This window comes from Celeribacter sp. HF31 (assembly GCF_011806455.1).
Classification (GTDB): Bacteria; Pseudomonadota; Alphaproteobacteria; order Rhodobacterales; family Rhodobacteraceae; genus Celeribacter.
In genome coordinates this window covers 137,778-158,228 of record NZ_JAATOT010000003.1, presented here as the reverse complement: position 1 = coordinate 158,228, position 20,451 = coordinate 137,778, and the positions used below count along the sequence as shown (strand labels likewise).

At 58.4% G+C, this 20,451-nt stretch carries 18 protein-coding genes and 1 pseudogene; 15 read left to right on the top strand and 4 right to left on the bottom strand.

Annotated elements, in window-relative coordinates; all coding sequences use genetic code 11:
* The first annotated feature begins 159 nt into the window (after positions 1-159).
* The 7 genes and pseudogenes from HCZ23_RS06970 to HCZ23_RS06940 all read left to right on the top strand — a co-directional run bounded on the left by HCZ23_RS06970 (position 160) and on the right by HCZ23_RS06940 (position 8,750).
* Entirely contained in the window at positions 160-1,302 is a 1,143-nt protein-coding gene (locus HCZ23_RS06970; RefSeq protein WP_167601004.1) for a phosphoserine transaminase, read from the top strand.
* Between the two features lie 89 nt (positions 1,303-1,391).
* Positions 1,392-2,984, top strand: a complete 1,593-nt coding sequence (serA, locus tag HCZ23_RS06965; RefSeq protein WP_167601003.1) for a phosphoglycerate dehydrogenase — start codon at positions 1,392-1,394, stop codon at positions 2,982-2,984.
* A gap of 185 nt (positions 2,985-3,169) precedes the next feature.
* Positions 3,170-4,300 carry an S-(hydroxymethyl)glutathione dehydrogenase/class III alcohol dehydrogenase gene (locus tag HCZ23_RS06960; protein WP_167601002.1) on the top strand — a complete coding sequence of 377 codons (1,131 nt, stop codon included), beginning with the start codon at positions 3,170-3,172 and terminating at the stop codon, positions 4,298-4,300.
* An 11-nt stretch (positions 4,301-4,311) separates the two neighbouring features.
* Positions 4,312-5,151 carry an S-formylglutathione hydrolase gene (gene fghA, locus HCZ23_RS06955; RefSeq protein WP_167601001.1) on the top strand — a complete coding sequence of 280 codons (840 nt, stop codon included), beginning with the start codon at positions 4,312-4,314 and terminating at the stop codon, positions 5,149-5,151.
* Between the two features lie 12 nt (positions 5,152-5,163).
* A complete protein-coding gene (locus HCZ23_RS06950) occupies positions 5,164-5,910 on the top strand; it encodes a metallophosphoesterase family protein (protein ID WP_167601000.1) in 747 nt (248 codons plus the stop codon).
* Between the two features lie 109 nt (positions 5,911-6,019).
* Positions 6,020-6,461 (top strand): annotated as a pseudogene (locus tag HCZ23_RS06945) (acetyl-CoA C-acyltransferase); the annotation flags it as partial.
* Between the two features lie 123 nt (positions 6,462-6,584).
* A complete protein-coding gene (locus HCZ23_RS06940) occupies positions 6,585-8,750 on the top strand; it encodes an ATP-binding protein (protein WP_167600999.1) in 2,166 nt (721 codons plus the stop codon).
* A gap of 5 nt (positions 8,751-8,755) precedes the next feature.
* Here the strand turns inward: HCZ23_RS06940 and recQ are convergent, their stop codons facing one another.
* Together recQ and HCZ23_RS06930 are read right to left on the bottom strand one after the other, a co-directional pair.
* Positions 8,756-10,795: a DNA helicase RecQ gene (gene recQ, locus HCZ23_RS06935; protein WP_167600998.1), complete on the bottom strand. Its 2,040-nt coding sequence runs from the start codon at positions 10,793-10,795 to the stop codon at positions 8,756-8,758.
* Positions 10,796-10,862: 67 nt separating this feature from the next.
* Positions 10,863-11,153 (bottom strand): YggT family protein, encoded by a 291-nt coding sequence (locus tag HCZ23_RS06930; RefSeq protein WP_167600997.1) that lies wholly within the window; start codon positions 11,151-11,153, stop codon positions 10,863-10,865.
* 129 nt (positions 11,154-11,282) lie between these two features.
* Between HCZ23_RS06930 and HCZ23_RS06925 the strand changes: the two genes are divergently transcribed.
* The 8 genes from HCZ23_RS06925 (at position 11,283) to HCZ23_RS06890 (ending at position 17,791) form a co-directional block, all read left to right on the top strand.
* Positions 11,283-11,816, top strand: coding sequence for an acyl-CoA thioesterase (locus HCZ23_RS06925; RefSeq protein ID WP_167600996.1), 534 nt, complete (start codon positions 11,283-11,285; stop codon positions 11,814-11,816).
* Positions 11,817-11,890: 74 nt separating this feature from the next.
* Positions 11,891-13,273 carry an MFS transporter gene (locus tag HCZ23_RS06920; RefSeq protein WP_167600995.1) on the top strand — a complete coding sequence of 461 codons (1,383 nt, stop codon included), beginning with the start codon at positions 11,891-11,893 and terminating at the stop codon, positions 13,271-13,273.
* A complete protein-coding gene (gene mepA, locus HCZ23_RS06915; RefSeq protein WP_175580879.1) occupies positions 13,266-14,168 on the top strand; it encodes a penicillin-insensitive murein endopeptidase in 903 nt (300 codons plus the stop codon). The genes HCZ23_RS06920 and mepA overlap by 8 nt, the downstream gene beginning before the upstream one ends.
* A complete protein-coding gene (locus tag HCZ23_RS06910) occupies positions 14,141-15,019 on the top strand; it encodes an esterase-like activity of phytase family protein (protein WP_167600994.1) in 879 nt (292 codons plus the stop codon). The genes mepA and HCZ23_RS06910 overlap by 28 nt, the downstream gene beginning before the upstream one ends.
* A gap of 92 nt (positions 15,020-15,111) precedes the next feature.
* Positions 15,112-15,753 (top strand): queuosine precursor transporter, encoded by a 642-nt coding sequence (locus HCZ23_RS06905; RefSeq protein ID WP_167600993.1) that lies wholly within the window; start codon positions 15,112-15,114, stop codon positions 15,751-15,753.
* A 243-nt stretch (positions 15,754-15,996) separates the two neighbouring features.
* Positions 15,997-16,413 carry an alternative ribosome rescue aminoacyl-tRNA hydrolase ArfB gene (gene arfB, locus HCZ23_RS06900; protein ID WP_167600992.1) on the top strand — a complete coding sequence of 139 codons (417 nt, stop codon included), beginning with the start codon at positions 15,997-15,999 and terminating at the stop codon, positions 16,411-16,413.
* 483 nt (positions 16,414-16,896) lie between these two features.
* Positions 16,897-17,541, top strand: a complete 645-nt coding sequence (locus HCZ23_RS06895; RefSeq protein ID WP_167600991.1) for a helix-turn-helix domain-containing protein — start codon at positions 16,897-16,899, stop codon at positions 17,539-17,541.
* On the top strand, positions 17,528-17,791 hold the full coding sequence (locus HCZ23_RS06890) for a hypothetical protein (RefSeq protein ID WP_167600990.1): 264 nt from the start codon (positions 17,528-17,530) through the stop codon (positions 17,789-17,791). The genes HCZ23_RS06895 and HCZ23_RS06890 overlap by 14 nt, the downstream gene beginning before the upstream one ends.
* On the opposite strand, the gene pncB is transcribed toward HCZ23_RS06890, so the two are convergent.
* Together pncB and HCZ23_RS06880 are read right to left on the bottom strand one after the other, a co-directional pair.
* Positions 17,788-19,080, bottom strand: a complete 1,293-nt coding sequence (pncB, locus tag HCZ23_RS06885; RefSeq protein ID WP_167600989.1) for a nicotinate phosphoribosyltransferase — start codon at positions 19,078-19,080, stop codon at positions 17,788-17,790. The two genes, HCZ23_RS06890 and pncB, sit on opposite strands and share 4 nt — an antisense overlap.
* Positions 19,081-19,187: 107 nt before the next feature.
* A complete protein-coding gene (locus tag HCZ23_RS06880; RefSeq protein WP_167600988.1) occupies positions 19,188-20,447 on the bottom strand; it encodes a SulP family inorganic anion transporter in 1,260 nt (419 codons plus the stop codon).
* Positions 20,448-20,451: the final 4 nt, after the last annotated feature.

The following is a 20,451-nucleotide window of genomic DNA, read 5'->3' as shown; positions in this document are numbered from 1 at the left end:
TTCCAATCGGAAACGATCCAGCGCATCTGCGACGTATGTCGGATAAAAATGCGACATATTTTTTCGAATTCATATTGCTGAGCGCCGAGAAAGCCACTAATTCGATCCGCGGGACACCTCTCCCCAACGAGAGGCATTTATCTGGAAGGATAGCACATCATGGCTACCAAGCACCCGCAGGCGCGCCCTGCGAACCCGCGTTTTTCGTCCGGCCCTTGCGCCAAAATCCCCACATTCTCTCTCGATCTGCTGGCTGACGCGCCCCTGGGCCGTTCGCACCGTGCCAAAATTGGCAAGGACAAGCTGAAAGCCGCGATCGAGACGACCCGCGACATTCTTGGCATCCCCGCCGATTATAAAATCGGCATCGTGCCCGCCTCCGACACCGGCGCCGTTGAAATGGCCATGTGGTCCCTTCTGGGTGCCCGCAAGGCCACGATGGTCGCCTGGGAATCCTTCGGTTCCGGCTGGGTCACCGATGTTGTCAAACAGCTCAAGATCGACGCCGATGTGAAAACCGCCGATTACGGTCAGATCGTCGATTTCGCTGAGATCGACTTTGACACTGACGTGGTCTTCACCTGGAACGGCACCACCTCCGGCGTGCGCGTGCCCAATGGCGATGCGATCCCGGCGGGCCGCGAAGGTCTGACCATCTGTGACGCGACCTCTGCCGCCTTCGCGATGGACCTGCCCTGGGACAAGCTCGATGTCACCACTTTCTCCTGGCAGAAGGTGATGGGCGGCGAAGCGGCCCACGGCATGATCGTGCTCTCGCCCCGCGCGGTTGAGCGTCTGGAAAGCTACACGCCCGCATGGCCGTTGCCGAAAATCTTCCGCATGACCAAAGGCGGCAAGCTGATCGACGGCATCTTTACCGGTGCGACGATCAACACGCCCTCGATGCTTGCGGTCGAGGATTACCTCGTCGCACTTGAGTGGGCGCAAAAGATCGGCGGCCTGCCGAAGCTGATCGAGCGCTCGACCACCAATGCGAAAGTGCTCTGGGATTTCTGTGATCGGAACGATTGGATCGCCAACCTCGCCGAAGACGAGGCCACCCGGTCGAACACCTCCGTGTGTCTGAAGTTCACCGATGACCGCATCAAGGACGGTGCTGCTTTTGCGAAAGCCGTGGCCAAGAAACTCGAAGATTACAACGTTGCTTATGACGTTGGGGCCTACCGCGATGCGCCCGCCGGTCTGCGGGTCTGGTGTGGTGCGACCATCGAAGCTTCTGATGTCGAGGCGCTGACGCTTTGGCTCAAATGGGCCTTCGAAGAGTGCATTGCTGAGCAATAATACCGCGCAACTCGCGCTTACGGACTTCAACGGGCGGCGGTCTGCCGCCCGGTTTTCCCACAGAATTCTCATATGACAGGAGCCCTCAAATGGCCCCCAAAGTTCTCGTCTCCGACAAACTCTCGGAAACCGCCGTTCAAATCTTTCGTGACCGTGGCATCGAGGTCGATTTCATGCCCGATCTCGGCAAAGACAAAGACAAACTCGCCGAGGTGATCGGCAAATATGACGGTCTCGCGATCCGGTCGGCCACCAAGGTGACGCCCTCGCTGCTTGAGCATGCCGACAACCTGAAAGTCGTGGGTCGTGCGGGCATTGGCACCGACAACGTCGACAAGGAAGCCGCGTCGAAAAAAGGCGTGATCGTGATGAACACGCCGTTTGGCAACATGATCACCACCGCCGAACACGCCATCGCGATGATGTTCGCGGTCGCCCGTCAAATCCCCGAAGCCTCCGCCTCGACGCATGCGGGCAAATGGGAGAAATCCAAATTCATGGGCACCGAGCTGACCGCCAAGACCCTTGGCGTGATCGGCGCGGGCAATATCGGCGGCATCGTATGTAACCGTGCGCTGGGCCTGAAGATGAAAGTGGTCGCCTACGATCCGTTCCTCTCGGAAGAGCGTGCAACTGAGATCGGTGTGGAGAAAGTCGAGCTGGACGAGCTTCTGAAGCGCGCCGATTTCATCACCCTGCACGTGCCGCTGACGGATTCGACCCGCAACATCCTCTCGAAAGAAAACCTCGAGAAGACCAAGAAAGGTGTGCGGATCATCAACTGTGCCCGGGGTGGTCTTGTCGATGAGAACGCGCTGGCCGAGCTGTTGAAATCCGGTCACGTCGCGGGCGCCGCTTTCGACGTCTTCGCCGAAGAGCCCGCCAAAGAAAACGTGCTCTTTAACCTGCCGAACGTGGTCTGCACCCCGCACCTGGGCGCCTCCACCACGGAAGCTCAGGAAAACGTGGCGCTGCAAGTGGCCGAGCAAATGTCCAACTACCTCTTGGACGGTGCAGTTGAGAATGCGCTCAACATGCCGTCGATGACCGCCGAAGAAGCCAAGGTCATGGGGCCCTGGGTGCAACTTGCCGAAAACCTCGGCGCGTTCATCGGCCAGGTCACCGAAGAGGCGATCGAAGACATCAAGATCACCTATGACGGTGTCGCCTCCGAGATGAACCTCAAGGCGCTGGAATGTGCCGTGATCGCAGGTATCATGCAGGCGGTGAACCCGGATGTGAACATGGTCTCCGCGCCGCTCATCGCGAAAGAACGTGGAATCCAGATCTCGAAAACCACCCAGGATGCGTCCGGTGTGTTCGACGGTTACATCAAGCTCGACATCCAAACTGTCGAGAAATACCGCACCATCGCGGGCACGGTGTTCTCCGACGGCAAGCCGCGTTTCATCCAGATCAAGGGCATCACCATCGACGCCGAGGTGGGCGAGCACATGCTCTACACCACCAACAAGGACGTACCGGGCATCATCGGGAAACTCGGGACTCTGCTGGCCGAGCACGAGGAAAACATCGCGAACTTCACTTTGGGTCGCACCTCTGCCGGGGGTGACGCTATTGCGATGACGCTTCTCGATACGCCGCTGAAGGCCGAAACCGTGAAGGCGCTAAAGGACTCCGGGCTGTTCCAGCGGGTCAATCCGCTGCACTTCAAAGCCTGATATTCGGGTGACTGAGCGCCCACGGGCGCGCGTCTGATCGCACAGGCGTCTTTGACAAAATTATCAGACGGGCCGCTGGACAAATCAGCGGCCCTTCTTCTTTTTATGCCCTACCGCAGCGTCATGACGCTATTGTACCCAGACAAAGACACGGGGCCGAGGCCCCTTTAGGGAGAAAAGACCCCATGAGAACGAAAGCCGCTGTGGCCCTTGAGGCCGGGAAACCCCTTGAAATCATGGAAGTAAACCTCGAAGGCCCGAAAAAGGGCGAGGTTCTGATCGAGGTGAAGGCCACCGGCCTGTGCCACACCGACGAGTTCACCCGGTCTGGTGCAGACCCCGAGGGCCTCTTCCCCTGTATCCTCGGTCACGAGGGCGCAGGCGTCGTTTTGGAAGTCGGTGAAGGCGTCACCACGCTGAAACCGGGCGATCACGTGATCCCGCTTTACACGCCGGAATGTCGCGAATGCCCGTCCTGCCTCTCCGGCAAAACGAACCTCTGCACCGCGATCCGCAACACCCAAGGCCAGGGCCTGATGCCCGATGGCACCACGCGGTTTTCGATGCTCGATGGCACGCCGATCTACCACTACATGGGCTGCTCGACCTTCGCGAACCACACCGTCATGCCGGAGATTGCTCTGGCGAAAGTGCGTGACGATGCGCCGTTTGACAAGATCTGCTACATCGGCTGTGGCGTGACCACCGGCATCGGCGCCGTGATCAACACCGCGGGCGTCGAAATCGGTTCGACCGCCGCCGTGTTCGGTCTGGGCGGCATTGGCCTCAATGTCATTCAGGGCCTGCGCATGGCGGGCGCGGACATGATCATCGGTGTCGATTTGAACGACGACAAAGCGGAAATGGCGAAGAAATTCGGCATGACCCATTTCATCAACCCGACGAAGATCGAAGGCACCGTGGTCGAAGAGATCGTGAACCTCACCAAGCGCGGCGCGGATCAGATCGGCGGCGTGGACTATTCCTTCGATGCGACCGGCAACGTCAAAGTCATGCGCGACGCTCTGGAATGTTCGCACCGTGGTTGGGGCGTCTCCGTCGTGATCGGCGTGGCACCGTCCGGGGCCGAGATTTCCACCCGTCCGTTCCAACTGGTGACCGGCCGCGTTTGGAAAGGCACGGCATTCGGGGGCGCCAAAGGCCGCACGGACGTGCCGAAATTCGTCGATTGGTACATGGACGGCAAGATCGAAATCGACCCGATGATCACCCACAAACTTAGCCTCGAAGAGATCAACCACGGGTTCGATCTCATGCATGAGGGCAAATCCATCCGCGCTGTCGTGGAATTCTGAGGGGAACTGTGATGCAGGTCAAATCCACCAACCGAAGCCATGGCGGCACCCAGGGTGTCTACACCCACAGCTCGACGGCGACCGGAACCGAGATGGAATTTTCCGTCTTCGTGCCGGATCACGCCGAGGGCGAGGTGCTTCCCGTGGTGTTCTATCTCTCGGGTCTGACGTGCACACAGGCCAACGTCACCGAAAAAGGCGAGTTCCGCGCGGCCTGCGCGGAGCTCGGCCTCATCTTCGTCGCGCCTGACACATCGCCCCGTGGCGAAGGCGTGCCGGACGACGCTGAAGGGGCCTATGATTTCGGTCTGGGTGCCGGGTTCTACGTGAATGCCACCGAAGAGCCTTTCGGCAAAAACTACCGGATGCGGGAGTATATCGAAGCGGAACTGCCGGCGCTGATCGGCGCGGAGTTCCCGGCGGATATGTCGCGTGTCTCGATCATGGGCCACTCGATGGGCGGCCATGGTGCCTTGACCATCGCGCTCAGAAATCCTGAGAAATACAAATCCGTCTCGGCCTTCTCGCCGATCGTCAGCCCGCTGAATTGCCCCTGGGGTGAAAAGGCCCTGACCGGCTATATTGGGTCTGACAAATCGAGCTGGCGCGACTACGACGCCTGCGCCTTGATCGAGGATGGCGCGCGTGTGCCGGAGATCCTCGTCGATCAGGGCACGGCGGATAATTTCCTCGAAGGTCAGCTCAAGCCGGAGCTTTTGACACAGGTTTGTGAAAAAAACGGACAGCCCCTAACACTTCGCATGCAAGAGGGCTATGACCATAGCTATTACTTCATCTCCACCTTCATGCGCGACCACCTCGAATGGCATGCGATCCGCATGAAATCCTGACAGGAGGCACCCTTGCGCATTTACGCCATCGGCGACATTCACGGCCAACTCGACATGCTCAAAGCCGCCCACGCGCGGATCGAGGCAGATAAGGCAAGGGTCGGCGATCCCGACGCGCGCGTCATCCACTTGGGCGACTACGTGGATCGCGGGCCGGACAGCGCAGGGGTGATCCAATATCTGATGGATGGCATGGCGGCGGGCAAACCGTGGCGGGCCATTCGCGGCAATCACGACCGGATGTTCACCCGTTTCGTGCGCCATGGCATCGCCCATGACAACGCGCATATCAAATCCGGCAAAAGCTGGCTTCACCCGGCTTTGGGCGGTCCGACGACCTTGGCCTCCTATGGCGTCGAGGCGGTGGATGGCGAGTTTGAGATCGCGCATATGCAGGCGAAAAAGGCGGTGCCTGAGGCGCACCTCGATTTTGTCGAAAACCTGCCGCTGACTTACGCTTGGGGGGACTATCTTTTCGTGCATGCCGGCATCCGTCCGCGGGTCGCCATCGAGCACCAAAGCGAAGAGGACCTCATCTGGATCAGAGAAGGTTGGCTCGATTATCGTGGCCCGCTGCCCTTCACGGTCGTCCACGGTCACACGGCTTTGGATGAGGCGACGCATTTCGGCAACCGGATCGACATCGATTCGGGCGCGGGCTACGGGCGACCTCTCTCCGTGTTGGTGATCGAGAACAGCCACGAAGAGATCGTCACCGAAACCGGCCGCGCGCATCTGACCCACGCCAACCCCGGTTGAGGCGCAGCGTTCTACCTTTCTCTGATCTCACGCTCGGTTACGCTCGCGCCAAAGATCAGAGGAGGAACACATGTCCGACATCGTCATTCTGGGCGGCGCCCGTACCGCCATCGTGCCCGTCGAGGTCAAAGTGAAACGCGATCTCGTGGGCTTTGACACGGATGAGCACCCGAAGCCCACCACATTGGAGGGCCTCGGCAAACTCCGCCCGGCCTTTGAAAAAGACGGCACGGTGACGGCGGGCAATGCCTCTGGTCTCAACGATGGTGTCGCAGCTTTGGCGCTGGCACGGCGTGAGGCGGCTGGTCTGAAACCCAAATTTCGCATCCTCGGCTATACCCATTGCTGTCAATCGCGCGCTTGGGCGCGACACGGATAAAGTAAACCCGAATGGCGGCACCATCGCGCTTGGCCATCCTGTCGGTGCGACCGGCGCCATTCTGGTGGTGAAGACCATGTATGAGCTGGAGCGCACGGGCGGGCGCTATGGTCTCATCACCATGTGCATCGGCGGCGGTCAGGGCATTGCTCTGGCGATTGAGTGGCTCTGAACGGCCTTTCGGACAATTTTCCGCCAATTTTCATGGCTTGATTAAGATTCTTTTCACCCTGTTCGGGGCATTCTGGCCGAAATCTTGGGTCAGAAGGCCCGGGCCGGATAGGAAGAGGTCCCCATGTCACTGTCGGATACGCTGTCTCAGGAACGTCGCGCCCGCCTCGCTGCGGAACGGTTGTTGGAACTCAAACAGGCGGAACTGTTCGAGGCCAATCGCAAACTGTCGAAACACGCGCGCTCCCTGTCCGATGAGATCATCGTCAAACGCGAAGAGACCGAAGTGCTGCGCGATGAAAACATCCGCACCAAGGAGGATCTGGAAAAGGCCACTGTCGCGGTGCATATCGCCGAGCGGCGGCTTTGGGATTCGATTGAAACCATTCAGGACGGGTTTGCCGTCTTTGATCCTTCCGACATCATGATTGCCGCCAATCCCGCCTATCTGCGCGTCTTCGATGGGCTCGAAGACGTCCGGCCGGGCATCTCCTATCCCGAAATCGTGCGTCTGGCGGTCGAAGAGGGGATCATCGACATCGGGGAACTGACCAGAGAGGTCTTTATCGAACAGGCGGTCACGCGCTGGCATGCGCCGGTGCGCGAACCGCAGACGGTGCGGCTTTGGAACAACCAATTCGTGAAACTGGTGGATCGTCGCTCGTCGGATGGCGATATGGTGTCGCTCGGCCTCAACATCACTTCGACGATCCGCTACGAAGAGCGCCTGAAAAAAGCCCGGACTAAAGCCGAGGCCGCGAACCGCGCCAAATCCGCCTTCCTGGCCAATATGAGCCACGAAATTCGCACGCCGATGAACGGCATGGTGGGCATGGCAGACCTTTTGGCCGAGACCGATCTGAACGACGAACAGACGCTTTATGTCGAGACGATCAAATCCTCGGGCGAGGCGCTTTTGAGCCTGATCAACGACGTTTTGGACTACTCCAAGATCGAGGCGTCGAAGCTCTCTCTTCATCCGGAAGTCTTTGATCTAGAACGTTGTATTCAGGATGTGATGGTGCTGTTGCAGCCTTCCGCCGCGCAAAAAGGCGTCGATCTGATCATTGATTACGACATGTTCATGCCGACCAATTTCATCGGCGATCCGGGCCGCATGCGGCAGGTTCTGACCAACCTCGTCGGCAATGCGGTCAAGTTCACCCATACTGGCCATGTGATCGTGCGGGTCGTTGGCTTGCCCGAAGACGGGGGCAAACGTCACCGCGTGCACGTGTCTGTTGAGGACAGTGGCATCGGCATCGCCACCGATATGATCGAGCACATCTTCGGCGAGTTCAATCAGGTCGAGGACGAGCGCAACCGCAAGTTCGAGGGCACGGGTCTCGGCCTCGCCATCACCCGCCAACTGGTTCAACTCATGGGCGGTGAGATTTGGGTCGATAGCGAAGAGGGTGTCGGCTCCTGTTTCGGGTTCCACATCACGATGGATGTGGTCGAAGAGGCGCAACACCTCACCCTGCCGTCCTGGATGCACAAGGCGGCCCTGGTCGATCACATCAATGCCAATTCGCTCATTCTCGAAAAACAACTGACGGCGCTGGGGTTCGAGGTCTCCCCCTTTGCCTCCGCAGAAGAGCTTTTGGCCTCGCCACTCGATGCGCAGGTCTATCTGATCGACAACAAGCTACCGAACACGGATATCGCCAAGGTCATCGCCACGATGCGCGCGCGCGGTGTTACGGCGCCGGTGCTCTTGATGACCTCTGGCCCGACCTCCGCCGACCGACTTGACATCGAGGACGCGACGAGCCTGCAGAAACCGCTGTTGCGTGCCGATCTCTGGCGTACCTTGTCGGCGTTGATCCCGGTCGAGTCGGTCGAAGCGCATGAGACAGAGGGGCGCCGGATGCGGATTCTGGCCGCCGAGGACAACAAAACGAACCAGCTGGTCTTTGGTAAAATGCTCAAGTCCCTCGACATTGAATTGCGCTTCGCGAACAACGGGCGCGAGGCGGTGGAGCTCTATCAGGGCTTCCAACCCGATCTGATTTTCATGGATATTTCCATGCCTGAGGTCGATGGCAAAGAGGCCACCCGACAAATCCGCGCGCTCGAGATCGACACCGGTACGCATCTTCCGATCGTGGCGCTGACGGCGCATGCCATGGCGGGGGACGAACAGGAAATACTGGCCGCTGGCCTTGATCACTATATGACGAAACCGCTGCGCAAGGCGGCGATTATTGATCGTATCCTTCAGGAACATCCGCAGGGCTGTCGCCCGATCCAACCCGAAGAGCCGGCGAAGGTCATGGCCGGCGAGTGACTCGCTCAAGCGGCGCGAATTGCTTCAATCATCGCCGGACCAAACCGTTCGGCGGATCTGTCGCCGACGATGCGGGCGAAGCTGCTCATATCCGACGGGCGCAGTTTGACGATCTTGGTGATCTGCGAGGCGGTCAGGCTCATCGGTTTCAGCGTGCCGCAATTCCCGCGCGCCAGATCGTTGTGAATGCCTTGCAACAGGTCAAACAAATCACCGCCTCCGGAACTTGCTAATTTGCGCCGCGCGGGGTGCATTTCCGGCACGGGCGCACCGAGGATGACAGAGAGAAACAGATCGCCGAAGCGTTCGAGTTTCTTCGCGCCAACCCCACCGATCCGCCCCATCTCATCAAGCGTTTGCGGGCGCTTTTCGGCCATTTCGATCAAGGTCCGGTCGGCAAAAACCACATAGGCGGGCACGCGGGCCTCTTCGGCCAATGCACGACGTTTTGCCTTGAGCGCGGACAGGAGCGGCGCGTCTTCCTCGGAGACCAGCGCCTTGGCGACCGGACCTTTGCGCGCTTTCGCCAAAGTATCCTTGCGCAGCGTCATCTCCGCCTCACCCCTAAGGATCGGCATCGCCGGTTCGGTCATGAACAGCGCGCCGTGACGCTCGGGGTCGGGGCGTAGCAGATCCGCGCCCATCATCTGACGGAAAATCGCGTTCCACTGGCGCTTGTCATAATCCTTGCCGATGCCAAACACTGACAGTTGGTCATGGTTCCACTGCCGCACCTTGTCGGTCATCTTGCCAGTCAAAACGTCGATGAGATGCCCGGCACCAAAGCCCTGGTCACAGCGCAGCACCGCAGAGAGCGCCTTGCGCACCGCCGTGGTGCCGTCGAACAGCTCCGGCGGGCTGTCACACAGATCGCAATTGCCACAGGGCAGGGCCTCTTCGCCAAAGAATTTCAAAAGTGTCTGACGCCGACAGACCTGCGCCTCGGCCAACCCCAAGAGCGCATTCAAACGCGCATGATCCGCGGCACGGCGTTCGGGCGGCGCGAGGCTTTCGTCGATCTGGGTGCGACGAAACCGGATGTCGTCGGGGCCAAAGAGGGTCAGCGTTTCGGCGGGCGCCCCGTCACGGCCCGCGCGCCCGATCTCCTGATAATAGCCCTCGACGCTTTTCGGCAGATCGGCATGGGCGACCCAGCGGATGTCCGGTTTGTCGATTCCCATGCCAAAGGCGATGGTGGCGACGACGATCAGCTCGTCCTCCTGTTGAAACCGCCGCTCGACCTCGCGCCGACGCTCTGGCTCCATGCCACCGTGATAGGCGAGCGCCAGATGACCCGCATCGGAGAGTGCCTTGGCGAGGCTTTCGGTCTTGGCGCGCGTGCCGCAATAGACGATGCCGGATTGCCCTTTGCGGGCCGCCGCGAAATCGAGGATTTGACGCCGCGGGCTGTCTTTGACGGCAAAGGCGAGATGGATGTTCGGGCGATCGAAGCCGCGCAGAAAGCTTTCGGGTGGGGTGCCGTCGAAGAGACGCGTGACGATTTCGGCTTGGGTTTCTTCATCGGCGGTGGCGGTGAAAGCCGCGAGCGGCACATTCAACGCGCGCTTCAGATCGCCGATGCGCAAATAATCGGGCCGGAAATCGTGGCCCCATTGCGAGACACAATGTGCCTCGTCGACCGCAATCAAAGACACATTCGCCCGGCGCAGCATCGGCAAAGTGCCGCCCGAAGCCAGCCGTTCGGGCGCCATGTAGAGAAGTTTCAGCTCGCCATTGGAGAGCGCGGCAAAAACCGCGTCGTTTTCCTCTTCGGTGTTGCCGGAGGTCAGCGCGCCCGCGGCGACACCGGCGGCCTGCAGCCCCTGCACCTGATCGCGCATCAACGCAATCAGCGGCGAGATCACCACGGTCAACCCGTCGCGCACCAAAGCAGGAAGTTGAAAACACAATGATTTGCCGCCGCCCGTCGGCATGATGGCGAGCACATCGCGGCCCGCGACAACAGCCTCCACGATCTCCGCCTGGCCGGGACGGAAATCGTCAAATCCGAAAACGGAGGATAAAAGCGCCTGTGTTGTGCTCATTCTGTCTGCTCATTGTGATTGGCGACAGATTCGCACGCGGGGGCGTGAGGCTCAAGGGCGTTTCGCTTTAGAAGTGGATGTAGCCCGCAATGAGAATGCGGATGATCATCAGTCCGACAAAGGCAACAAGGGGTGCCAAATCCAAACCGCCCATCGGGGGCAAGATGTTCCGGATCGGACGGTAAACCGGTTCGAGGAGACGCGTGAGGCCAGTCCAGATTTGGTACACCAGAGGCTGGCGCGTGTTCAGGACCTGGAAATTAATCAGCCAGCTCATGATGATATGAGCAATCATCACATAGTAAACCACACCTGTGATCAAAAGCAGGATTGCTTGAATTGGAAAAGGAGCGTTCATGGTTCACTTTCTCTGTTTCTCGGGTCGTAGTCTCACCTAAGGTCTCAATCCCCGTCACGCAAGCCCGAGACGGTTTGTGCCGCAACGTCCGGTCTTGACCTTTGCGCCCGCAGCAACACACTGACGCGCATGTATCCATTTGTCCGCATGTTCTACCAAGCGTGGAAAAACCGCAACGCACCGAAACTCGGCCTCTTCGAGTCGCATCACTCCCGGCATGTCTGCATGCCGTGGGACATTGACCTGTGGCTTGAGCTGAATAACGGCAGAACCTTAACAATCTTTGATCTTGGTCGCGTGCCGATGTCGATTCGCAATGGCACAGCCAAGGTCGCGAAAGACGGCGGATATAGCATGGCGGTGGCGGGGGCCTCCGTACGCTATCGGCGCCGGGTGACGACGTTTCAAACCGTCGATATGGTCACCACGCCCATCGGGTTTGACGATAAGTTTCTTTATATCGAGCAATCCATGTGGGATCAGACAGGCGAATGCTGCAACCATATCCTCCTGAGGGGGGCGGTGATCAAGAAACGCAAGTTGGTGCCGCCGAAAGAGCTGTTCGATCTGATGGATCCAACGTTGGAAAGTCCCGAACTGCCTGCATGGGTGCAAAACTGGATTGCGGCGGATGACACGCGTCCGTGGCCGCCAACACGGTAATCCTGCAATAAGCGTTGCGCAGGTGACGCTTTCTCTGTTCTATCGCCACAACTGAGGCGAGAGGGACAGGGACCATGGCAGAGCCAAGCCATCGCAAGCGCATTTGGGGCTGGATGATGTACGATTGGGCGACGCAGCCTTTTCATACGCTGATCCTGACCTTCATTTTCGGGCCTTATTTTGCCGAACAAGTGATCGCCTATCTGACCGCTGGCGGTATGGATGCAGCGCATGCCAAGGCCGAAGCGCAGTCGATCTGGGGCTACGGTTTGACCGTTGCGGGGCTGACGATTGCAATCTTTGCGCCGATCCTGGGCTCGATCGCCGATGAAAACAAACGCCGGATGCCGTGGATTTGGCTCTTTTCATCGCTCTATGTGATCGGGTCTGCGGGGCTTTGGCTGGCCTCTCCCGTCGATTTTCCAACCCTGTGGGTTCTGATCTTCTTCGGATTGGGCCTGATTGGGGTCGAATTCACCACGATTTTCACCAATGCGCTTTTGCCCGCGTTGGGCACGCGCGAGGAGATCGGTAAAATCTCCGGCAATGGCTGGGCCTGGGGCTATGTCGGGGGCATCATCGCGTTGGTGATCATGCTTTTGCTCTTTGCGGAAAACGCCTCGGGTGTGACGCTTTTGGGCTCAGCGCCTTTGTTCGGGCTTGACCCGGAGACACGCGAAGGCACGCGGTTTGTCGGTCCTTTCGTGGCGCTGTGGTTTGTGATCTCCATGGTGCCGTTTTTCCTCTGGGTGCGCGAGCCAAAGGTGAAAAGCCTGCCGATGGGCCGCGCGGTGCGTAAAGGGATGAGCGATCTGATCATGACCCTGAAAACCCTGCCGTCGCGCCGCTCGCTTTTCGCCTATCTCGGGGCTTCGATGTTCTACCGCGATGCGCTCAATGGCGTGTTCACCTTTGGCGGCATCTATGCGCTGGGCGCGCTGGAATGGAGCGTCGTGCAGATCGGCGTCTTCGGCATTCTCGCCGCCTTCACCGGTGCGGTGTTCACCTATTTCGGCGGTATCGCGGATCAGAAATTCGGCCCGAAACCGGTGATCATTTTCTGTATCCTCGTGCTGGTCTCCGTCTGCCTCGTGATCCTGACGATCACCCGCGAAAGCGTGTTGTTCATGGTGGTCGAAGCCGGAAGCAAGCTGCCGGATATTGCGTTTTACATCTGCGGCGCGGTGTTGGGCGCGGTCTCTGGCGTGATCCAATCCGCCTCGCGTACGATGATGGTGCGTCAGGCCGACCCCGAGCGCATGACCGAAGCCTTCGGCCTCTTCGCGCTTTCTGGAAAAGCGACGACATTTCTGGCGCCTGCGCTGATCGCTTTGGTCTCCGATCTGAGCAATTCCCAGCGCCTCGGCATCACTCCGCTTATCGCCCTTTTCATTTTGGGGCTGGTGCTGCTAGCTTGGGTTCATCCCGAGGGCACAAGGAGTTCTGAGGATGCGTAAATGGGTAAGCTTGGCTTTGGCCGCAACACTCGCCGCCTGTATAGGTGGCGGGGACAGCAATCCGGCCCCCAAGGTTTCTGTGTCCTCCTCGGATCACCGTCCGGCCAAAGAGTTGTTTGGCCCTGTCGCGGTGCCCTCCTCGCAAAACCCTGAATCCTTTGGCAGTTATTCCAAAGGCTGTCTTGCGGGCGCTGTCGCTTTGCCGGAAAACGGCCCGACCTGGCAAGCCATGCGCCTGTCGCGCAATCGCAACTGGGGCCAGCCGGTTCTGGTCGATTTTCTCGAAGATCTGTCGCGCAAAGCCGCCGCCCAGCCCGGCTGGAACGGGCTTTATATCGGCGACATGAGCCAGCCGCGTGGCGGTCCGATGTCGTCGGGGCATGCGAGCCACCAGATCGGTTTGGACGCCGATATCTGGATGCTGCCTGCGACGCGGCTCGATCTGAGCCGGGCAGAACGTGAAAGCCTGTCGTCGATTTCCATGCGCCGCGCGGCGGGCGCCTATGTGAATGATAGCTGGACACGCCAGCACCACGAGATCCTCAAAGCCGCCGCCTCCGACCCGCGTGTGGCGCGGATTTTCGTTTTCCCCGGCGCCAAGGTGCAGATGTGCAAGGACGAAAAAGGCGATAAAAGCTGGCTTCGTAAGATTCGCCCCTGGTGGGGGCATCATTATCATTTCCATGTGCGCCTGAACTGTCCGAGGGGCGATAAGACCTGTGTCGATCAGGCCCCGCCGCCGCCCGGAGATGGCTGTGCGGATGCGCAGGAGTGGGTGAACAACATCCTCAATCCGCCGCCGCCGGACCCGACCGCCAAACCGGCGAAACCCAAGCCTCCCGTCACTCTTGCGAGTTTGCCCGCTCAATGCTCCGCCGTCTTGTCCTCGCGCTGATCGCGAGCCTGTCCTTTGATCCGGCGTTTGCTGCTGAGGCACGCTACCTGGGGTCCTACTCATGGGTGTCTGACAATGACCTCGTGGGCGGGCTTTCAGGGCTTGAGTTGTCGGAAGACGGAACGCAATTCGTTGCCCTGTCAGACCGTGCCCATTATTTCATGGGGCATCTGACGCGTGGCAAAGAGGGGGTGGTCTCGGCCGTTTCGCTCGACGCTGCAGTTGCGCTGGTCTCAGAGGATGGTGGCCCTTTGCCGCGCTACAGCGACGATTCCGAAGGTATCGCGATTGCCAAAAACGGCCAAGCCTATGTGAGTTTTGAATCTAACCACAGGGTGGCGCAACTTGATCTGGAGACGGGGCGTTTGGTGGATCTGCCCAAGCATCCCGATTTCGCAAGCCTGCAAAACAACTCCTCGCTCGAGGCGCTGGCTGTCGATGACGTTGGCACGATCTACACGCTGCCGGAGCGCTCGGGGGCCGTGGGGCGTCCCTTTCCCTTGTATCGTTTCATGAACGGGGAATGGGACAACACATGGTCCATCCCACGCGATCAGGACACGGATTTCTTGCCTGTCGGCCTCGACATCGGGCCGGACGGGCGTCTCTACCTTTTGGAGCGCTGGTTCATGGGGCTGGGCTTTGCCTCCCGTGTGCGGCGCTTTGATCTTGGGCCCGATGGACCTGAGAATGAGGTCACGTTGTTGCGCACTTTGACCGCGACCCATGACAACCTTGAAGGCATTGCCGTCTGGGCCGATGACGACGGCATTCGCCTCACCATGGTCTCGGACGACAATTTCCGTTTCTTCCAGCGCACCGAATTCGTCGATTACCGGGTCATCGAATAACGCTTGATTTGTCACCCGGCCAAGGTTAGACCGCCGCGTCGCCCCATAATGGGGCCGAGTTGCCGTCACCTTCGATAAAAAACGGGTACATCATGAAACAGCTTCTTCTTGGCATTCTTGCCATGGCCGCCATTGTTGTGGCTTCCAACATCCTCGTTCAGTTCCTGCTCTTCGATGGGCTTCTGACCTGGGGTGCCTTCACCTATCCTTTCGCCTTCCTCGTCACCGATGTGATGAACCGCGTCTATGGCGTCAAATCCGCGCGCAAAGTCATCTTCGCGGGCTTTGTCGCGGGCATCGTCTGTTCCCTCATCGGCACGCAGATCACGCTCCAAGGCGATGGCTACACCTATCAGGCCGTCGCTCTGCGTGTTGCCGTGGGCTCCGCCACTGCCTTTTTGATCGCCCAGCTTGTCGACGTCTTCGTCTTTGACCGGATGCGCGAAGGGTCGTGGTGGAAAGCGCCCTTTACCTCGTCGCTCATCGGCTCTGCGCTCGATACCGCGATTTTCTTCACCATCGCGTTTTCGCAAAGCATCACGGTCTTTGGCGAGAATGCCGACATGGAAGTGTCCTGGGCCTGGGACGCCGTGCCCTTCCTCATGGTTGGCCATCCGGTTCCGCTCTGGATTTCGCTCGCCGTGGCCGATTGGGGTGTAAAATTCGCTCTCGCATTGATCGCTCTCGTGCCTTTCCGCCTAATTGTTGGGCGCCTCTCGGCACGTATGGTATAAATTTACTTGCTATATACCAAATCTGTGCCACCATAAACCTATCGGCAATTCATCGAAAGGAGGTGGTCCAGTGTCTAGAGTGATGTTGGAGAGCGAGGTCAAGACAGTCGGGGGGGCCGCCACCTAGAGGAAAAATCTAGTGTGAAACACTCCTGATTGGGTGTCCTAACTGACCCCATCTCCTGAGATCTCGGAGGGCTGCTCTATCTGGCAGCCCTTTTCCTTTTGCGGTATCTGTTCATCATGCCCCTGACCGTCACAGATCAAATCACCCTCGCCGATTGGGAACTGACCGAGCAGTTCGTCCGCTCGTCCGGTCCCGGCGGGCAGAACGTGAACAAGGTCTCGACGGCGGTTGAACTCCGCTTTGAGGCCGCCCGCTCGCCGAACCTGCCGGAACCCGTGAAGAACCGCCTGAGGCGTCTGGCCGGACGCCGCTGGACCAAGGAAGGCGCCGTCGTCATTCAGGTCGAAGAAACCCGCTCGCAAGCGCGAAACCGAGAGATCGCGCGGGAACGGCTGGTGGAATTGATCCTGAAAGCTACGGAAAAGCCGAAACGCCGGATCAAGACGAAACCGACGAAGGGCAGCGTGGAACGGCGTATCAAGGCGAAGAAGGAGCGGGGGGAGGTTAAGAAACTTCGAGGCCGAGTTGATTAATCATTGATAAATTGCGCTCGCGGAAAGATATTTTTGTAGCGATATGCGCAACATACAACGAATTGATTATTAACCGGATTGACATATATGTCCAATAAGAGTGATTCTGATCAAAATTGGAGGCTTGCCTCCACAGAGCTCGTAGTAAAGGCTGAAGATGCGGCACTTGAAAGCTTTGTTGAATTTGGAAAACGAGATTCCCGCGCCGCGGGATTACTCCTTCGGAGGTTCAAAGATGCGTTTTCAGACTTGGACGGAAATAGCACGTTACTTTATGGTCCAACCAATGGCTGCACGATGCACCTTATCCCATCGTGGCGAACGATTCAGCGCGATGAATGTGCTGCTTTGGTTTGTCTTCTACGGGACTACGACCTCGCTGCGGTATTGTTTCACCCGCCAGAATCCGTCCCAACGCTTAACACAATTAAAGCCGACGCAGAGCGCTTCCTTTGCAATGTGTTAAAATAGGAAACTGAAACCATGGCATTCACTGGTAAATTCCTCGAAAAACTCGAAAGAGAACTAAGTCATCGTGCACCTGAAGTCTTAGAGAGTGAAAAAGAATTTTCAGAAATCAACCAGATTTCGACGCAAGTAAGGAACACTCTCCAAAACTTAAGAAAATTCCAACGCCTTTCACTCAAGGAGATCGGTGAGCGTGTTGGTATATCCGCCTCCGGTGTATCTAAATTGGAAAACGGAACTGGAGATATAGGATTGCAGTCAATTTGCCGCTACGCGCGGGCAGTAAACTGCGATGTTAAACTGACTTTTACTAGACGCAGCGATGATGATTTAGATGACAACCCATGGTCCGCAATTATTACGCTTGCCGATCTGAATTCTGATGACGACACCTCATTTGGTGAAGTGGATATTCAACGACTAAGGAATTTCGCCATGCTTCAGGGTGCCCACTATGAGGCAGTAAAAAGCGCGAGCGATGAAATATCTCAGCATATCAGTAAAATTGAGAGATTTCATGAAGTTATAATGCAAATCGCAGAAGAAACATACGGGATAGAAGACAGTGAAAATTGGGATGTTAGTTTCACTTCTGTAGCAGCACCCATAGCTCTAGATCTACCAATCGACGACGAAGAGTTCCAAGATGAAGATGGCTGATTTTTTTGGGCTGCTCGCGGGCATACTGCTATTCATCCCTCCATTTCTCGATCAAGTTGGCCGCTTAGGGGAAAGAACAATTAGTAATTATGGTAAAAAAGGAAGATCAATTAAAAAATTTTCCAAAGAGTTGCTTAATATCAAAAAGTTAAAGCGCGACAGATTTAGTTCTCGCGATTTCCTTTTCATGATGCTTGGCGGTTTGTCACTGATAATATCATACGGCATCTCGCTCACCAGCCCCCCCTAAACCACAACATCCATCGCCTCCTGCTCCCCAACCCCAAACACCCGCTTATAGCGCTCGACCTCTTCCACCGGCCCCATCGCTTTCTTCGGGTTATCAGACAGTTTCACCGTCGGATTGCCATTGGCCGAAATCGCCTTGCACACCAGTGAGAACGGCGCCAGTGCGTCGTCTGGGGTCAGGCCACGGAAGTCGTTGGTTAAGAGAGTGCCCCAGCCGAAGGACGTTTTCACCCGGCCGTGGAACTGGTTGTGCAGTTCGATGATCTTGTCGGTGTCCAGCCCGTCGGAGAAGATGACGAGCTTTTGGGTCGGGTCTTCGCCACGCGATTTCCACCAGTCAATCGCGACCTCCGCACCTGTCGCGGGATCGCCAGAGTCGATGCGAATGCCGGTCCAGCCCGCAAGCCAATCGGGGGCGCGGTCGAGAAAGCCCTTGGTGCCGTATGTGTCCGGCAGGATGATCCGCAGGTTGCCCTCGTGTTCGTCCTGCCAATCGCGCAGCACGTCATAGGGTGCGGCGGCCAAGGCGGCGTCGTCTTCGGCCAATGCGGAATAGACCATCGGCAATTCATGCGCATTGGTGCCGACGGCCTCCAGATCGCGCATCATGGCGATGTGGCAATTGGAGGTGCCGGTGAATTTGTCGCCCAACCCCTCGACCATGGCCTGAACGCACCAATCCTGCCAGAGGTAGGAGTGCCGCCGCCGGGTGCCGAAGTCAGCGATCTTGAGGCCATCAAGCGGCTGGAGCTGTTTCACCTTTTCCCAAAGCTTGGTCATCGCGCGGGCATAGAGCACCTGAAGCTCGAATTTCTTCATGGGCCCAAGCACGGCGCGCGAGCGCAGCTCCATCAGGATCGACAGCGCGGGAATTTCCCAGAGCATCACCTCGGGCCAACTGCCCTCAAAGGTCAGCTCATATTGCCCGTCATGTTTTTCGAGCTGATAGGCCGGAAGGCGCAGGTTTTCGAACCACTCCATGAAATCCGGCCGGAACATCTGGCGTTTGCCGTAAAACGTGTTGCCGCGCATCCAGGTGCTCTCGCCCCGTTTCAGAGACAGGGAGCGCACATGATCAAGCTGTTCACGCAACTCACCCTCGTCGATCATCTCGGCCAGGCGAATATCTTTCGAGCGGTTGATGAGGGAGAAGGTGACCGTGGTGTCCGGGCGATTGCGGAACACCGACTGGCACATCAGCAGCTTGTAGAAATCCGTGTCGATCAGGGAGCGGACGATCGGGTCGATCTTCCATTTGTGATTGTAGACGCGGGTGGCGATATCGACCATGTTAGCGGTCCCTCTTTAGATGACCGCCTCGTTAAAGCAGGGGAAATAAGGGTTTGGCAAGGAAAAGGCGCAAGAAAACTCTTTGTGATCACAAGTGCTCCGGCGAGCTATTTATCTCGCGGCGTCCAGTCCGGGTCATCCGCGTCGCGGCGGGACAGACGCAGGGCCAGACCAAGCGCAATGCCTGTGCCGATGGCGACGGTGAGGTCTGTGATCACAGTCAAGACGAGGGTGATCAGCAAAAGCACCAAGTCGGAGCGCCGCCCGCGCAAGTATTCCCCCCAACGATGCGGTTCGGACATGTTCCAAGCGGTCAAAAGCAAAAGCCCTGACAAAGCCGGAAGCGCAAGATAGCCCGCCAGCGGCGCGGCCAGCATCATGATCGCCAAAAGTGTCAGGGCGTGCACGATCCCGGCGACGGGCGTCTTGCCGCCTGCGCGCACATTGGTGGCGGTGCGGGCAATGGCGCCTGTGGCGGGCAGGCCGCCAAACAGAGAAGAGCCGATATTGGCCCACCCTTGCGCCATCAGCTCCGCATTGGAGCGATGGTGACCGCCAATCATCCGATCTGCCACCATGGCCGACAGAAGGGATTCCACACCCGCAAGAAAGGCGATGACGAGCGCGGAGGGCAACAGTTCTCGCAGGGTTGCAAAACTCAGCTCTGGCAGATGCGGCGCGGGCAGGCTTTGCGGCAAGTCGCCAAATCGCGACCGGATGGTCTCGACCGGCAGATCGAAGAGAGCCACTGCGGCCGACGTCAGCGCAACGGCCACGATCAGCCCGGGCAGACGCGGAAAGGCCCGGCGCAGGGCGACGATCAGCACCATGGTGGCAAGGCCGATGACGAGAGAGGCGGGGTTAAACTCAGGCAGGGCGGCTATCAACGCCGGGATTTTTTCCAGAAAATCGGCGGGGAAAGGTCCCGGAAGACCGAAAAGATCGGCAAGCTGGCTGGTCCCGATGATCACGCCGATGCCGATGGTAAATCCGTTGATTACCGCTTCGGGCACATGGCGCACCAACTGCCCGGCGCGAAACAGCCCGGCAATGATGAGCACAATCCCGGCGAGGAAGGTTGCGGTGACCAGACCGGCATAGCCATGTGTGGCGATCACGCCCGCGACAACAACGATGAACGCACCAGTGGGCCCGCCGATCTGCACCCGGCTGCCACCCAAAGCGGAGATCAGAAATCCCGCAACAATAGCGGTGATAAAGCCCACCGCAGGCGCAGCCCCCGAAGCGATGGCGATCGCGATAGAGAGCGGCAGGGCGACCAAAGCGACGGTGATCCCCGCGAACAGGTCAGAGCCGAACTCGGCCCGCGTGTAGGTTTTCAGTGTGGTGAAAAGTTTGGGTGTCATGGTC

Coding starts and splice junctions, on each gene's coding strand:
- HCZ23_RS06970 (WP_167601004.1), top strand. CDS start 160: ATGGCTACCAAGCACCCGCAGGCGCGCCCTGCGAACCCGCGTTTTTCG.
- serA (WP_167601003.1), top strand. CDS start 1,392: ATGGCCCCCAAAGTTCTCGTCTCCGACAAACTCTCGGAAACCGCCGTT.
- HCZ23_RS06960 (WP_167601002.1), top strand. CDS start 3,170: ATGAGAACGAAAGCCGCTGTGGCCCTTGAGGCCGGGAAACCCCTTGAA.
- fghA (WP_167601001.1), top strand. CDS start 4,312: ATGCAGGTCAAATCCACCAACCGAAGCCATGGCGGCACCCAGGGTGTC.
- HCZ23_RS06940 (WP_167600999.1), top strand. CDS start 6,585: ATGTCACTGTCGGATACGCTGTCTCAGGAACGTCGCGCCCGCCTCGCT.
- recQ (WP_167600998.1), bottom strand. CDS start 10,795: ATGAGCACAACACAGGCGCTTTTATCCTCCGTTTTCGGATTTGACGAT.
- HCZ23_RS06930 (WP_167600997.1), bottom strand. CDS start 11,153: ATGAACGCTCCTTTTCCAATTCAAGCAATCCTGCTTTTGATCACAGGT.
- HCZ23_RS06925 (WP_167600996.1), top strand. CDS start 11,283: ATGTATCCATTTGTCCGCATGTTCTACCAAGCGTGGAAAAACCGCAAC.
- HCZ23_RS06920 (WP_167600995.1), top strand. CDS start 11,891: ATGGCAGAGCCAAGCCATCGCAAGCGCATTTGGGGCTGGATGATGTAC.
- mepA (WP_175580879.1), top strand. CDS start 13,266: ATGCGTAAATGGGTAAGCTTGGCTTTGGCCGCAACACTCGCCGCCTGT.
- HCZ23_RS06910 (WP_167600994.1), top strand. CDS start 14,141: ATGCTCCGCCGTCTTGTCCTCGCGCTGATCGCGAGCCTGTCCTTTGAT.
- HCZ23_RS06905 (WP_167600993.1), top strand. CDS start 15,112: ATGAAACAGCTTCTTCTTGGCATTCTTGCCATGGCCGCCATTGTTGTG.
- arfB (WP_167600992.1), top strand. CDS start 15,997: ATGCCCCTGACCGTCACAGATCAAATCACCCTCGCCGATTGGGAACTG.
- HCZ23_RS06895 (WP_167600991.1), top strand. CDS start 16,897: ATGGCATTCACTGGTAAATTCCTCGAAAAACTCGAAAGAGAACTAAGT.
- HCZ23_RS06890 (WP_167600990.1), top strand. CDS start 17,528: ATGAAGATGGCTGATTTTTTTGGGCTGCTCGCGGGCATACTGCTATTC.
- pncB (WP_167600989.1), bottom strand. CDS start 19,080: ATGGTCGATATCGCCACCCGCGTCTACAATCACAAATGGAAGATCGAC.
- HCZ23_RS06880 (WP_167600988.1), bottom strand. CDS start 20,447: ATGACACCCAAACTTTTCACCACACTGAAAACCTACACGCGGGCCGAG.